Source organism: Amycolatopsis sp. NPDC049688 (genome assembly GCF_040674975.1).
GTDB lineage: Bacteria > Actinomycetota > Actinomycetes > Mycobacteriales > Pseudonocardiaceae > Amycolatopsis.
In genome coordinates this window covers 391,704-405,626 of sequence record NZ_JBFANY010000006.1, presented here as the reverse complement: position 1 = coordinate 405,626, position 13,923 = coordinate 391,704, and the positions used below count along the sequence as shown (strand labels likewise).

14 protein-coding genes are annotated in these 13,923 nt (G+C 70.4%); 1 reads left to right on the top strand and 13 read right to left on the bottom strand.

The features are described from left to right. Positions 1–79 precede the first annotated feature (79 nt). Positions 80–718, bottom strand: coding sequence for a DUF6801 domain-containing protein (locus tag AB0J55_RS23070; protein ID WP_364251815.1), 639 nt, complete (start codon positions 716–718; stop codon positions 80–82). A gap of 422 nt (positions 719–1,140) precedes the next feature. Here AB0J55_RS23070 and AB0J55_RS23065 point away from each other — a divergent pair, with 422 nt between their 5' ends. After that, a complete protein-coding gene (locus AB0J55_RS23065; RefSeq protein WP_364251812.1) occupies positions 1,141–2,031 on the top strand; it encodes a hypothetical protein in 891 nt (296 codons plus the stop codon). 45 nt (positions 2,032–2,076) lie between these two features. Here the strand turns inward: AB0J55_RS23065 and AB0J55_RS23060 are convergent, their stop codons facing one another. From AB0J55_RS23060 to AB0J55_RS23005, 12 genes are all read right to left on the bottom strand, one after another. Further along, positions 2,077–2,721: a hypothetical protein gene (locus tag AB0J55_RS23060; protein WP_364251809.1), complete on the bottom strand. Its 645-nt coding sequence runs from the start codon at positions 2,719–2,721 to the stop codon at positions 2,077–2,079. A 68-nt stretch (positions 2,722–2,789) separates the two neighbouring features. Beyond that, positions 2,790–3,728, bottom strand: a complete 939-nt coding sequence (locus tag AB0J55_RS23055) for a hypothetical protein (RefSeq protein ID WP_364251806.1) — start codon at positions 3,726–3,728, stop codon at positions 2,790–2,792. Further along, positions 3,725–4,228, bottom strand: a complete 504-nt coding sequence (locus tag AB0J55_RS23050) for a hypothetical protein (protein WP_364251803.1) — start codon at positions 4,226–4,228, stop codon at positions 3,725–3,727. The genes AB0J55_RS23055 and AB0J55_RS23050 overlap by 4 nt, the downstream gene beginning before the upstream one ends. Then, positions 4,216–5,424 carry an MlaD family protein gene (locus AB0J55_RS23045; protein ID WP_364251800.1) on the bottom strand — a complete coding sequence of 403 codons (1,209 nt, stop codon included), beginning with the start codon at positions 5,422–5,424 and terminating at the stop codon, positions 4,216–4,218. Before AB0J55_RS23045 ends, AB0J55_RS23050 begins: the two co-directional genes overlap by 13 nt. After that, complete coding sequence (locus AB0J55_RS23040) at positions 5,424–6,506, bottom strand: MCE family protein (protein WP_364251797.1); 1,083 nt, start codon at positions 6,504–6,506, stop codon at positions 5,424–5,426. The genes AB0J55_RS23045 and AB0J55_RS23040 overlap by 1 nt, the downstream gene beginning before the upstream one ends. Beyond that, complete coding sequence (locus AB0J55_RS23035) at positions 6,503–7,537, bottom strand: MCE family protein (protein ID WP_364251794.1); 1,035 nt, start codon at positions 7,535–7,537, stop codon at positions 6,503–6,505. Before AB0J55_RS23035 ends, AB0J55_RS23040 begins: the two co-directional genes overlap by 4 nt. After that, a complete protein-coding gene (locus AB0J55_RS23030) occupies positions 7,534–8,526 on the bottom strand; it encodes an MCE family protein (protein ID WP_364251791.1) in 993 nt (330 codons plus the stop codon). Before AB0J55_RS23030 ends, AB0J55_RS23035 begins: the two co-directional genes overlap by 4 nt. Further along, a complete protein-coding gene (locus tag AB0J55_RS23025) occupies positions 8,523–9,527 on the bottom strand; it encodes an MCE family protein (protein WP_364251788.1) in 1,005 nt (334 codons plus the stop codon). Before AB0J55_RS23025 ends, AB0J55_RS23030 begins: the two co-directional genes overlap by 4 nt. Further along, a complete protein-coding gene (locus AB0J55_RS23020; protein WP_364251785.1) occupies positions 9,524–10,798 on the bottom strand; it encodes an MCE family protein in 1,275 nt (424 codons plus the stop codon). Before AB0J55_RS23020 ends, AB0J55_RS23025 begins: the two co-directional genes overlap by 4 nt. Then, entirely contained in the window at positions 10,795–11,646 is an 852-nt protein-coding gene (locus AB0J55_RS23015) for an ABC transporter permease (RefSeq protein ID WP_354808381.1), read from the bottom strand. Before AB0J55_RS23015 ends, AB0J55_RS23020 begins: the two co-directional genes overlap by 4 nt. A gap of 1 nt (position 11,647) precedes the next feature. Next, the gene (locus AB0J55_RS23010; RefSeq protein WP_364251782.1) at positions 11,648–12,442 is read right to left on the bottom strand and encodes an ABC transporter permease; all 795 of its coding nucleotides are present in this window, start codon (positions 12,440–12,442) and stop codon (positions 11,648–11,650) included. A gap of 452 nt (positions 12,443–12,894) precedes the next feature. Beyond that, positions 12,895–13,887, bottom strand: coding sequence for an LLM class flavin-dependent oxidoreductase (locus AB0J55_RS23005; RefSeq protein WP_200876256.1), 993 nt, complete (start codon positions 13,885–13,887; stop codon positions 12,895–12,897). Positions 13,888–13,923 lie beyond the last annotated feature (36 nt).

The following is a 13,923-nucleotide window of genomic DNA, read 5'->3' as shown; positions in this document are numbered from 1 at the left end:
CTGTGTGTTTTCGTGGTGCGGAAGACGGAAATCCCGGTGCGGGCCCCTCTCGCGAGGAGACCCGCACCGGGAACCGGCGTCAGGAGACGGTGATGCTCGGGCTGAACGCGGTGTTCTGCGCCGGGTTGGTGACCTTCAGGGTGCAGCTCATCGTCCACGGCGTCCAGGTGTTGGTGGCCTTCTTGTGGAACTCGAGGCTCGCCGTGACCGAGTTGCCCATCGACAGCGTGTCCGTGCCCGCCGTCGCCGGCGCGGTGTAGGTCGGCACGGTGGACGTCGCGACCTGCGAGATGTTCACCGTGATCGGGCCGCCCGCCGGGTAGATGGTCTCCGGGATGTTCAACCCGGTGGCCGCCGGCTGCGACAGCGTGCCCGACGCCGCCGTCACCGGCACCGTGGCGGTGCCGCGGATGCCGTCGTAGCCGACCGCGGTGAGCAGCGCGTGGACACCGGCGCTGATCGTCGCGGAGCCGCCCACGTTGACCGGGGTGACGGTGCCACCGGCCGGCACCGTGTCGTCCGCGTCGAGGTGCGAGGTGACGAGGACCGGCTGCGGCGTGATGCCCGGGAACGAGCAGGTGTAGGTCAGGGGCGTGGTGCCACCGGCGGTGTAGGTGACCGTGGCGGCGGCCGCGGTGCCCGCGGTCAGCACCGCGATGGCGCCGACGGCGGTAGCGGTGGTCGCGATTCCGGCGGACAGCCTGCTGAGTCGGGACATACCCATCTCCTTTGATTCAGTACAGTCTCGGCTTTGGCTGATCGATTGCTCGCCGTCGTGGCTCTGTCGATCACGTTCGCCCGCCCCCATTGCCCCGAGCGGCGGGACGTGAATTCACCGACGTGCGAGGTGGAGGTCCATCTGCCGGGAATGAGGTTACTCGCGAGTTCAATGCGGAACAAGGCTTTGTGGCATCGTCAGTCCGCCGCACCGGGGCGGCTCGGGTTTCTTGTTCGCTCCCGCGCAGGACCGGTGCCGGCTTCATCGGATTTTGACAAAGATGCACCGCGTGGCCGAACGGTGCCGAGAACGGTCTACCATTCGCGATCTTGCCGAAGCAATCTGGGATAACGAAACGGAGAAAGGAGGCTACCGTGCCACTTACTTCACGTTGTGAACGGGTATCGCTCAGGGGAGCCGTATTGACGGCGTCGGCGGCGATCGCCCTGTCCTTGTGCGCGCCGGCGGCGTCCGCGGACACCGTCGGTGGCGTGATCGCCTGGGGGAAGCAGGACTACGGCATCACGGTCCCGCCGTCGAACGTGCTGTCCGGGGTTTCCGCCGTGTCGGCGGGCAGCACGACCGTGCTGGTCCTGCAGAGCGGCGCGGTCTTCGCGTGGGGCGCGAACAACTGGGGCGCCAACGTGATCCCCGCCGACGCGAAGTCCGGGGTCGGCCAGATCTCCTCGGGCTGGGGCCACGAGCTCGCCCTCAAGAACGGCAAGGTCATCGCCTGGGGCAACAACTGGTACGGCCAGACCACCCTGCCGGCCTCGGTGAGCAGCGGCGTCATCGCGATCTCGACGTCCAACCTGCACAGCCTGGCGCTCAAGCAGGGCGGGCAGGTGGTGAGCTGGGGCACGCGGACCGACGTGCCCGCGGCCGCGCAGTCCGGCGTGACCGCGATTTCCGCCGGGGGCGACCACAACCTCGCCCTCAAGAACGGCGGGGTGCTGGCCTGGGGCAACAACGCCTACGGGCAGGCCACCGTCCCGGCCGGACTGTCCTCGGGGGTCTCGGCGATCTCCGCCGGGTTCAACCACAGCCTGGCGCTCAAGGACGGCCGCGTTTACGCGTGGGGCCGGGACAACTACCACCAGACCGACGTCCCGGAGGCGGCGCTGTCCGACGTCGCCGGCATCGACGCCGGGTCCAACCACAACCTGGCCTTCAAGACCAACGGCGACATCATCGTCTGGGGCTCGGACTTCGTCACCGAGTCGGAGCCGGTGACGTGCGGGCCGGTGTTCGCCGTTTCCGCCGGGGACAACGACAGCTTCGTGCTGAAGGAAAACGTCAACGCGCCCTGCTGACCCCGGGCGGCCGGGTGGCGGGCGGATCGCCCGCCACCCGGTGGGTCAGCTCTGGGGAGCGGTCAGGTTGAGCGAAATGGTGTTGCCCGGCCCGGAAACCAGCGCGCCGAGCGCGAGGTCGGCGATGAAGCAGTTGCTGAACTCCGGAATCGTGTACGTGGCGCCGATGGTGATGGTCGGCGACGTGATGTCGATGTTCGGCGCGACCAGGTTCAGGTCGACCGGGGTCTTCGTCCGGCAGGCCTTGGGCACGGTCGGCAGCGGGATCACCGGCACGAGCAGCCCGACCCAGATGTCGGAGATCTCCATGTCCGCCTTGGCGTGCGTGGTCAGCGTGCCGTCGGCGATGGTCCCGGTGGCCGGCCCGAGCGGGAGCACCTTGACCTTGGCCTTGATCCGGAACAGGCCCGAGACCAGGGAGATGTCGGCCTGCGACGTCGGCAGCGACAGGTTCGCGCTGAGCCCGACCGAGCCGGTCTGGTCGTCGATGATCAGGTTGCCCTGGAGGGTGCCGGGGCCGAGCTTCATGGTGCTGCCGGTCTTCTTGACCGTGGTGGTGCCGTTCACGCTGTAGGACACGGGGATTTCGATGACGTCGGCCGAGGCCGGCGTCACGGCCACCCCGCCGAGCACGACGGCCGCCGCCGACGTGAGCACGGCCAGTCTCTTCAGCTGCGTTGCCACGGACATGGTTGTCCTCCTTTTGCGTTTCCCGTCCGTTTCCGGGTGCTCCCGGAAACGGTGACGTGCGCTTTGTTTCAGCGGGGTTCGAGCTGGGTGACGACCCAGCCGTCACCGGTGTGCTCCGCGGTCACGGAAAGCTGGGCCGCGGCGCTGTCGGTTGCATTGTTGTCGGCTCGGACGGCGGATTGGTCGAGAAAGACGAGTAACCGCGCGTGACCATTCTTGAGTTCTTGGACCGCGATGGCCGAAACGCGCGAAGTGAGCACGAGTTTCTGTTCCGGAGCCTTGCGCCTGACTTCGGCGAAGAGCTTGTCGTAGGAATCCTTGGCCGACCCGCGCAACACGGCGGCGGCCGCCTTTTCGGTGACGTCGGTCCGGTCGTAGGAATAGGAGAAGATCCGGTTCACGGCGAGGGTGACGGCGGAGGTGACATCGGCGGTGGCCCCGACATCGGTGAGCGCGACGTTCGCGGCGGCGGGGTTGCCGGCGGCGGAGCGGGCTTCGAGGGTGAACCAGACACCGGCGCCGGTGAGGACGAGCGCGGCGGCGAGGAGGAGGACGGGGAGGCGGCGCCAGGCCGGCCGGGGTGTGGCGGAGGTGGTTCCGGCGGTGGGCTCGCCTTCGGCCTGCTCGGCTTCGGCGACGGCGGGAGCGCCCTCGGCGGCGGCCGGGGCGGCTGTGCCGCCGGTCTCGGCGGTGGGTTCGCTGGTAGCGGGTTCGCCCTCGGCGGCGGCCGGGGCGGCTGCGCCGCCGGTCTCGGCGGTGGGCTCGCTGGTAACGGGTTCGCTCCCCGCGTCGGCGGCGGCCGGTCCGGTCTCGGCGGCCGACTCGTCGGTGGTGGCGCCATCGGCCGCCGCGGTCGGTTCGCTTCCGGCCGTAGCGGCCTCGCCAGCGGCGCCGGAGATCCCAGCGCCCCGGCTGCCTCCCGGCTCGCCCCCGGCGGTGTTCGCGTTAACGGTTCCGGTCTCCGCCGAAACCTCCTCCACCTGCGTCACCGTCTTCGCGCGGCTCATCGGGCACCCACCGGCAGCTGGTCGAGCGCGCTGAGCTTCCACCCGTCCGGCGTCCGGCTCAGCGCCGCCGCGAAGCGGTTGCGCTTGACCGCCGGGGCCGCTCCCTGCTTGGCCATCGTGATCTCCACCGAGGCCAGCAGCTTCGCCGTGCCCGCGTGCTCGTCCAGTTCGCTCAGCGCCGCGTCCACCACGCGGCCCGTGGCCACCGTTGCGTTCGCCGCCAAGGTCTTCTTCGTCGTCTCGTCCGTGCGGGCCAGCTGGTCGTGCAGCGGGCCCGTCGAGGCCGACAGCCAGCGGGCCAGGCCGCCGTTCACGTCGTGGTAGTCCAGGGTGTTCAGCTCCGCCACCAGCGTCCGGCCGGTCGTCAGCGCCTCGTCCCTGGCCACTCCGTACGTCACCGAAGGCGCGTGCGCGGCCGCGTACCACGAGTATCCCGACCAGCCCGCGAACACCGCCGCCGACGCGGCCAGCACCACCGGGACCACCTTCACCGCAGCCACAGCATCTCCTCGAGGCTCGTCGCCGTCGCCTGCGTTCCGACGCCGAGGGGGCCCGCCAGCCCGCCCGGCAGGGCCGGGGCCGGGGCCGGGGGGTGCGGGGCGTTCTGCGCGCCGCGCACCGAGCTCGGGTTCCCGTACGGCAGCGTGCACGCCGCGTCGGTGTTCAGCGGCAACGGTGAAAGGTCCGTGCTCGGCCGGTGCGGGGTGTCCTCGTAGCCCTGCAGGCACGGTGGCGGGCCGTTGAAGTTGAGCACCAGGCCCATCCTCAGCGCGTCGCCGGAGTCGTTCAGCGCCGAGCCCACCGCCGCCACCGCCTTCGGCGTGCCGGACAGGAACTGCTCCTCCGCCGCGGTGCGGGTGCCGAACACCCGGGCCGTCGTCAGCAGGTTGGCCAGCAGGATCGGCAGGCCTGGGTCGTTCTCCTTCAGCAGCCCGCTCAGCTCGGACGCCGCGGGCGGGGCGCTCGCGATCAGCCGGCGCAGGTCGCCGTCGGACTTCGCCAGCTGCTGCGCGAAGACGCGGGCGTTGCTGCTGAACGACCGCCACTCCGCCGAGGAATCCACCTGGGTGCGCAGCACCGTCGCGCCGTCGCCGATCAGCTTCGACGTCTGCGGCAGGTGGTTGCTCGCTTCCTGGGTGAACGTCGTCGCCGAGTCCATCAGCGTCTGCAGGTCCGGGCCCGCGCCGCGGAGGGCGTCGTCGAGCTCGTTCACCACCGTGCGCAGGTCCTGGGTCGGCACCGACGCGGTGAACGAGTCCAGGTCGGTCAGCAGGCTGTTCACCGGCAGCGGCAGCGTCGTCGACTCGCGCCGGATCACCGAACTGCCGTCGAGATAGGGCGCGTCGGACGTGCGCGGCTGCAGGTCGACGTACTGCTCACCGACCGCCGAGCGGTTCGCCACCACCGCGGCCGAGTCGGCCGGGATCGGCGGGGCGCCGTCGTCGATCAGCAGGTCGGCCTCCATGCCGGTGACGGTGAGCCGCAGCTCGCCGACCCGGCCGACGGCGACCCCGCGGTAGGTCACCTCGCCGTTGGTGAACAGCCCGCCGCCCTCGGCGAGCTCCAGCTTCACCGTGTAGCTGCCGGAGCCGAACAGCCGGCCCAGCCCGGCGTAGTTCGCCCCGACGAACGCCGTCGTGGCCAGCGCGATCACGACGAACAGGACGACCTGGACGCGTACTCTGCGGCTCAGCATCAGCTGCCTCCGGACGAGACCCGGGTCCCGCTGCTCGGCAGCGGGAGCGTCGGCAGGCCGGGCGGGACACCCTGGCCGGGCGGGGGCAGCGGCACCCCGGGCGCCGGGATCATCGAGGCGTACGCGTTGATGTAGTCGCCCTTCACCGCGCCGAGCACCGAGTCCGGGAACGGGAACGTCGGGAGCATCTGCAGCGACTGCGGCAGGTTCTGCCCGGCCGCGGCCAGCTGCTCCAGGATCGGGGCGAGCGCGCGCAGGTCGGCGACCATGTCGTCGCGGCTGCGGTCGACGACGTCGGTCGCCACCGTCGAGAGCCGGTCCAGCGACTGCAGCATCGAGACCAGCTGCGTGCGCTGGTCGCTCAGCGCCTGCAGCCCCGGTGTCAGGTCGGTCAGCGCGCCGGACACCTGCTCGTGGCGGTGCTCGAGCGTCGCCGACAGCCGGTTCAGCCCGTCCAGCGCCTCGGTGATGTCGGAGCGGTGGGCGTCCAGGTCGGTCATCAGGGTGTCCACCCCGGACAGGAACGACCGGATCTGCGCTTCGTTGCCGTCCATCACCTTCGACAGCTCGCGGTTGATCGTCTGCAGCTGCCCGATGCCGCCGCCGTTGAGCAGCAGCGAAAGGGCGCCGAAGATCTCCTCGATCTCGGGGTTGCGGTTGGTCCGGTCCAGCGTGATCGTGGCGCCGTTGGCCAGCCGCGCGGTTCCGGCGGGCTTCGGGTCTCCGTCCGGCGGGGCCAGCTCGACGAACTTCTCGCCGAGCAGGCTGGACTGGCGCAGCCGCGCGACGGCGTTCGCGGGGAGCACGACGTCGCCGTTGACCTCCAGGACCGTTTCGGCCGTCCAGCCGTCGCCGCCCAGCCGGACCTCGCGGACCCGGCCCACCGGGACGTCGCCGACCTTCACCGCGGCCTGCGGCACCAGGTCGAGCACGTCGGCGAACTGCACGGTCACCGAGTACGGGTGGTCGCCGACGTCGGCGCCGCCGGGCAGCGGCAGGTCGTAGACGCCCTTGAACTCACCCGACGAACAGCCCGCGAGGGTCAGGCATCCGACGGCCACGGCCGCGACAACGCGCTTCACCGCTGCCCTCCGTTCGTGTACACGTCGCCGGTCACCGGCAACGGCAGCGGCTGGAGGTAGTAGTCGAAGTTGCCGCGGCCCCGCAGCAGCCCGGTGGCCGGGTCGACCGCGTTCAGCACGTTGGACACCGCGAGCGGGACGTCGTCGAGCGTTTCGGCCAGCGCCGCGCGCTGCTCGACGAGCGTCCGCGTGGTCGTCACCAGGTTGTCCACATTGGTCTTGAGCGCGCCGCGGTTGTCGCGGATGAACCGCTGGACGTCGGCGAGCGCGCGGCCGAGGCCGTCGAGGGCCCGGGCCAGGTCGCCGCTGTCGGCGGCCAGGGTGCCCGAGATCTGGGACAGCTGCTGGTTGACGGCGCTGACCTGGTTGTCGTTGGTGGCCAGCATGGTGGTGAACTGCTGCAGCTGGTCGACGGTGCCGAACAGGTCGCTCGAGTTGCCGGCCAGGGTGCGGGCCAGCTGGGCGAAGTTGCGGACGCTGTCGTTGAACGCGCGGCCGTTGCCCTGCAGGTTCTGCGCGCCGGTCTTGAGCAGGTCGGACAGCGCGCCCTGGGCGTTGGCGCCGTTCGGGCCGAGCGCCTTCGAAATCGTGTCCAGGCTGGCGTAGAGCTGGTCGAGCTCCACCGGGGTGGCCGTGCGCTGGATCGGGATCGTCGCGCCGTCCGGCAGCCGCGGCCCGCCGCGGGCCGGCTTGGCGAACTGCAGGTAGCGGTCGGCGACGACGCTGGGCGCGATCACCAGGACCGTGGTGTCCTCGGCGATCCCGACCGAGCCGTCGACGCTCATGTCCACCTGCACCTGCTCACCGCGCGGGGTGACCTGGTCCACCTGGCCGATCCGGACGCCGAGCACGCGCACGTCCGAACCGGGGTAGACGCCGACCGCGCGCGTGAAGAACGCCGTGACGTGGTGCTGGCCGGAGCCGGAGAACACCCACCACAACGCCGCGGACACGACGAGGGCGAGCAGCAGGGCGGCGGCGACGAACCGGCTCGTCAGGACGCCGGCGCGGGTCGTGGTCAGCGCGCTCACTTCGACCCTCCCGGGTTCTTCGGCGGGGTGCAGGGGTCGTGGTTCTCGGGCAGCAGCCCGCAGAGGTAGGCGTCGATCCAGCGGCCGTTGCCGGTCGTGTTGGTGAGCACCCGGAAGTACGGCCCGGCCAGCTGCAGGCTCTTGGTGAGGTTGTCGTTCTGCCGCTTGAGCAGGTCGGTCACCTGGCTCAGCGCCTGCAGCGCCGGCTTGAGCTGGTCGTTGTTGTCCTTGACCAGCCCGCTGAGCTGGTCGGCCAGCCGGGCCGAGCCGGTGAGCAGGTCGTGGATCGCGTCGCGGCGCCGGTTGAGCTCGGTGAGCAGCAGGTTGCCGTCGCCGATGAGCTGCTCGAAGTCGTCGTTCGAGTTCGCCAGCGTCGTGGTCAGCTTCCGCGCGTTGGCCAGCAGCTCGGCGATCTGGCTGTCACGGCTCGACACCGTCTTCGACAGCTGCGACAGCCCGTCGAGCGCGCTGCGGACGTGCTCGGGGGAGTTGCGGAAGGTGTCCGACAGCGTGGTGAAGCTGTCCGCGAGCTGCTTGGTGTCGATCGCGCCCACGGTGCCGGCGAGGCCGTTGAAGGCGTCGGTGACGTCGTAGGGCGTGACGGTCCGGGTCCGCGGGATCGGCTGGTCCGGGTTCTGGACGCCGTCGCCGGTGGGGTCGAGGGCGAGGAACTTCCGGCCCAGCAACGTCTTGATCTTGATCTGGGCGGAGGTGCGGTCGCCGATCCAGGCGTTCTTGACCCGGAACGAGACGAGCACGTGGTCGTCGGCCAGCTGCACCCGGCGGACCTCGCCGACCTTGATGCCGGCGATCCGGACCTCGTCGTCGGGCTGCAGGCCGGCGGCCTCGGAGAACTCGGCCTGGTAGGTGGTGCCGCCGCCGACGACCGGGAGGTTGTCGTAGTTGAGCGTGACGGTCAGCACGGCGGCCAGCGCGACACTGCCGATCACGCCGAGGACGACCGGGTTGCGCTCCTTGAAGGACTTCACGATTCGCACCTCGGCGTGGGGACGTACACGCCGCGCTGAGGCGTGGTTTCGAGCGTGGCGCGGCAGAGGAAGAAGTTCATCCACGAGCCGTAGGAGGCGGTCCGGGCGATCTCGTTGAACTTCACCGGCAGGTTGGTCAGGAAACTGTCCACATCGGACTGGTTCTGGGCCAGGGTGCCCGCGACCTCCTTCAGCCCGCCGATGCTGTCCTTCAGCGGCGGCCGGGCCTGCTCGAACAGCCCGGCGGTGGACTCGGTCAGCGCGCCGATGCCGCTGATGGCGTCGCCGATCGCGGCGCGGTCGCCGGCCAGGCCGGACACCAGCTGCCGCAGGGTCGAGACGAGGTTCGCCAGCGCGTCACCCTTGCCGTTGACCGTCTTGAGCACCTTGTTGAGGTTCCCGATCACCTCGCCGATCACCTTGTCGCGCCCGGCGAGGGTGGTGGTCAGCGAACCGGTGTGGGCGAGCAGGCTCTCGACGGTGCCGCCTTCGCCCTGCAGCACCTGGACGATCTCGCCGGACAGCTCGTTGACGTCGTTCGGCGACAGCGCCTGGAACAGCGGTTTGAAGCCGTTGAAGAGGTCGGTGAGGTCCAGCGCGGGAGTCGTCCGGTCCAGCGGGATCTCGGCACCCTCGGGCAGCTGGTCCCGGGTGGCGGTGTTCCCGCGTTCCAGGGCGACGTACCGCTGGCCGACCATGTTGCGGTACTTGATGACCGCCCGGACGTCGGCCGGCAGCCGGCGGCCCTGGTCGAGGGAGAACCCGACCACCGCCCGGTTGCGGTCGCCGATGTCGAGTGATTCGACCTGGCCGACGCGGACACCGGAGATGCGCACGTCGTCGCCGACGTTGAGCGCGGTGGCGTCGAGGAACTTCGCGGTGTACCGCTTGGTCGCGCCGACGCCGGAGTTCGTGATGGAGATGGCCAGTACCGCCGTGGCGAGCGCGGTGACGGCGATGAAGATCAGGCTCTTGATCAGCGGGGAGGCGATGTTCCTCACTTGAGCGTCACCTCCGTGCCGCGGTAGAGCGGGCCGACGAGCACGCTGCTCCAGCCCGGCACCTGGGCCGTCGGCACGCCGATCGACGGCGCGACCAGGGTGGCCAGCAGCTGCTGTTCCTGCGGTGAGTTCGCGAGCCCGAGGTCGCCCTGGCCGCCGGTGAGCAGCGGGTGCCCGGTGGTCCCCGGCGCCGCCGCGGCGGTGCCGATCGTCGGGGAGACGCCGGAGGGGTAGCACCGCGGCTCGCCGCCGCCGGTGAAGCGCGGATCGTCCTGGCCGGGCAGGTACTTGCCGCTGTCGGGGAGGACCGCGACGTCGGCGTGGAAGCCCGGTTCGCCCGTGCCCGCCCCGAGCACCTTGTCCATGGATTTCCTCAGTGCGTTGAGCGAGCCGATCGTGCAGGCGAAGCTGGGGGAGTACTTCGCCGCGATCTCCAGCGGCGCGCGGCTGTCCGCGGCCAGGGAGATGAGGTTGGTGCGGTTGTTGGCCAGGAAGGCGGCGACCTCCTGGGACGACGAGGTGACCTGCTGGTACACCCCGGCCAGGTCGGCCTGCTTCTCCTTGACCGTGTCGAGCGTGACGGCGGAGGCGGTGAGCGCGTCGAGCAGGTCGGGCGCGATGTCGCCGTAGAGGTTCGAGACCGTCGCGAGGTCGTGCAGGTCCGCGGTCAGCTGCGGGAGGTCGGGGTTGAAGTTCTTCAGGTAGTCCGCGGCCGTGCTGATCGTCTTCCCGAGCTGCTCGCCGCGTCCTTCCAGGGCCGTCGAAACCGCGGTCAGCGTCGTCGCGAGTTTCTGCGGCTGGACGGCCTGCAGCACCGGGAGCAGGTTGTCGAAGACCCGTTCCAGCTCGACCGCGTTCGCCGAGTGGTCCTGCTCGATGACGTCGCCGGCGGCCAGGTGCGGGGCGCGCACGCCGTCCGGGATGGACAGCTGGACGTACCGCTCGCCGAACAGCGTCTTCGGCACGAGCAACGCGGAGACGTTGCGCGGCAGCATGTCCACCTTGCCCGGCTGCAGCGCAAGCGCTATCTCGGCGCCCTGCGGGGTTGCGCGGACTTCGCGGATTTCCCCGACGAGCACCCCGCGGGCCTTGACCTGGCCGCCCGGGGACAGCTGGTTGCCGATGCGGCTCGCCTTCAGGGTCACCGGGACCGTGCTGACGAAGTCCTTGTCGTACACCTTGATCGAGAGGGTCACCAGCACGCCCATCACCACGAGGAACAGCACTCCCGCGGTGCGGACCCCGGCCTTGCGGCGGGTATCGCGTCTCATCCGGCCACCTGCACGGTCGTCGTCGCGCCCCAGATCGCGAGGGACAGGAAGAAGTCGAGCACGCTGATCGCGACGATCGCGGTGCGCACCGCGCGGCCCACCGCGACGCCGACGCCGGCCGGGCCGCCGCTGGCGCGGAAGCCGTAGTAGCAGTGGGCCAGGACCACCACGACGCTGAACACCAGGACCTTCCCGAACGACCACAGCACGTCGCCGGGCGGGAGGAACAGCAGGAAGTAGTGGTCGTAGGTGCCTGCGGACTGGCCGAAGAACAACACGGTGACCTCACGCGAGGCGAGGTAGCTCGACAGCAGCCCGATCGCGTAGAGCGGGATGACGGCGAGGAAACCGGCGATCACCCGGGTCGTCACCAGGTACGGGACGCTCGGGATGCCCATGACCTCGAGGGCGTCGATCTCCTCGGAGATCCGCATCGCGCCGAGCTGGGCGGTGAAGCCGCAGCCGACCGTGGCGGACAGGGCGAGGCCACTCACCAGCGGCGCGATCTCGCGCGTGTTGAAGTAGGCGGAGACGAACCCGGCGAACGCCGACGTCCCGACCTGGTTCAGCGCCGAGTAGCCCTGCAGGCCGACGACCGTGCCGGTGGCCACGGTCATCCCGATCATCACGCCGATGGTGCCGCCGATGACGGCCAGCGCGCCGCTGCCGAAGCTGACTTCGGCCAGCAGGCGGACGACTTCGCGCAGGTAGCGGTGCAGCGCGCGCGGGGTCCACGCGATGGCGCGGAGGAAGAAGAGGATCTGGTCGCCGAGGGTGTCGAGGAAGCCGAACCGGCGGTCGACGGCCTCGCGTACCCGGGCTGTTCTCGGGAGGTCCGTGGTCGTCACTTCAGCTCCCCTTGGGCGGCACGAGTTGCAGGTAGACGGTGGTGAGCACGAGGTTCAGCACGAACAGCAGCAGGAACGTGATGACCACGGACTGGTTGACCGCGTCGCCGACGCCCTTGGGGCCGCCCTTGGGGTTCAGCCCGCGGTAGGAGGCGACGACCCCGGCGACGAAGCCGAAGATGACGGCCTTGATCTCGCTGATCCACAGGTCGGGCAGCTGGGCGAGGGCGGAGAAGCTCGCCAGGTAGGCGCCCGGGGTGCCGTGCTGCATGATCACGTTGAAGAAGTAGCCGCCGAGCACACCGACGACGCTGACCATGCCGTTGAGGAAGACCGACACCCCCATCGCGGCGAGCACCCGCGGCACGATGAGCCGCTGGACCGGCGAGACGCCGAGCACCTCCATCGCGTCGATCTCTTCGCGGATCGTGCGGGAGCCGAGGTCGGCGCACATCGCGCTGCCGCCGGCGCCGGCGATGAGCAGGGCCGTGACGATCGGGCTGGCCTGCTGGATGATCGCGAGCACGCTCGCCGCACCGGTGAACGACTGCGCGCCGATCTGCGTGGTCAGCGACCCGATGTGCAGCGCGATCACCGCGCCGAACGGGATCGACACCAGGGCGGTCGGCAGGATCGAGACGCTCGCGATGAACCAGAACTGCTGGATCAGCTCCCGCACCTGGAACGGGCGGCGGAAGGTCAGCCGGACGACGTCGAGGCCGAGCCCGTAGAGCCGTCCGGTCTGCCGCAGTGCGGCCGCCCCCGGGAACGACGCCGTCGTCGTCCGTTCGGCCATTCGTGTGCCTCCAGCGGTTTCGGCGGCACGCCGAATACACCCGAGATGACCAAGGGGAAATGGACCGAACGGGCTAACAATTGCCGGCCATTCACGGTCTCGGGGGCACCGTGCCGTTTCCTACTGGTCGGTACGCTAACGACGGCCTTGCTGGGAGACAAGAACTTGAGCAGGATCACGCGGTCACGGGCTGGTAACCGCGCATTTCTTGTCCGGTACTGACAAACGGACCCGATCTTGTTGTCAGCGGAGGAGAAGAAACGCGTGCTTGCGGGGCCGACACGCGTGATCAGGGAGCCGACACGCGTGATTGAGGAGACGACACGCCGCCGGAGGCCGGGCGTCGCCGTGTCGACCCTCCGATCACGCGTGTCGACCCTCCGATCACGCGTGTCGACCCTCCGATCACGCGTGTCGACCCTCCGATCACGCGTGTCGACCCTTCCCGCACGTCAGGACTTGAGGGCGGCGAGGAGCTCGTAGGAGCGGACGCGGTCGGCGTGGCCGTGGACCATCGTGGTGACCATCAGCTCGTCCGCTCCGGTGTCGGCCAGGAGCTGCTCCAGTCCCTTTTGGACGGTCTCCGGCGAGCCGACGATGCTGGAGCCGAAGCGCTCGGCCAGGAACGCGCGGTCCATTTCGGTGTACGGGTACTCCGCGGCCTCTTCCGGGGTCGGCAGCGCGATCGGGCGGCCGCGGCGGAGGCTGAGGAACGTCAGCCCGGACGGGCCGGCCAGGAAGCGGGCGCGCTCGTCGGTCTCGGCGGCGACCACGGACACGCCGAGCATGACGTACGGCTCGTCGAGCACGCCGGGCCGGAAGTTCTCGCGGTACAGCTGCACGGCCGGGATGGTGTTCTCGGCGGCGAAGTGGTGGGCGAAGGAGAACGGCAGCCCGAGCCGCCCGGCGAGCTGGGCGCTGAAGCCGCTCGAACCGAGCAGCCACACCGGCGGCTGGTTGCCCTCGGCCACCACGGCGTTGACGCCGCGGGCCTCCGAATGGGTGAAGTAGCCGATCAGCTCCTGCAGGTGCTCCGGGAAGTTCTCCGCGGACAGCCCGCCCGGGCCGCGCAGCGCCAGCGCGGTCCGCTGGTCGGTGCCGGGCGCGCGGCCGATGCCGAGGTCGATCCGGCCCGGGTGGAACGCCTCCAGGGTGCCGAACTGCTCGGCGACGACCAGCGGCGCGTGGTTGGGCAGCATGATGCCGCCCGAGCCGACGCGGATCCGCTCGGTGGCGTCGGCGACGTGCCCGATCAGCACGACCGTGGCCGAGCTGGCGATGCCGGGCATGTTGTGGTGCTCGGCCAGCCAGTAGCGGTGGTAGCCCAGCCGTTCCGCGGCGCGGGCGAGGTCCAGGGTGTTGCGCAGCGTCTCGCCGACGGTGTTCCCCTCCGAGACGGGGGACAGGTCGAGCACGGACAGCGGCACGTCAGGCAGTGAGCTCACAACCGGGTCCAACGCCCCGGTGCCCCGGTTGCTTCC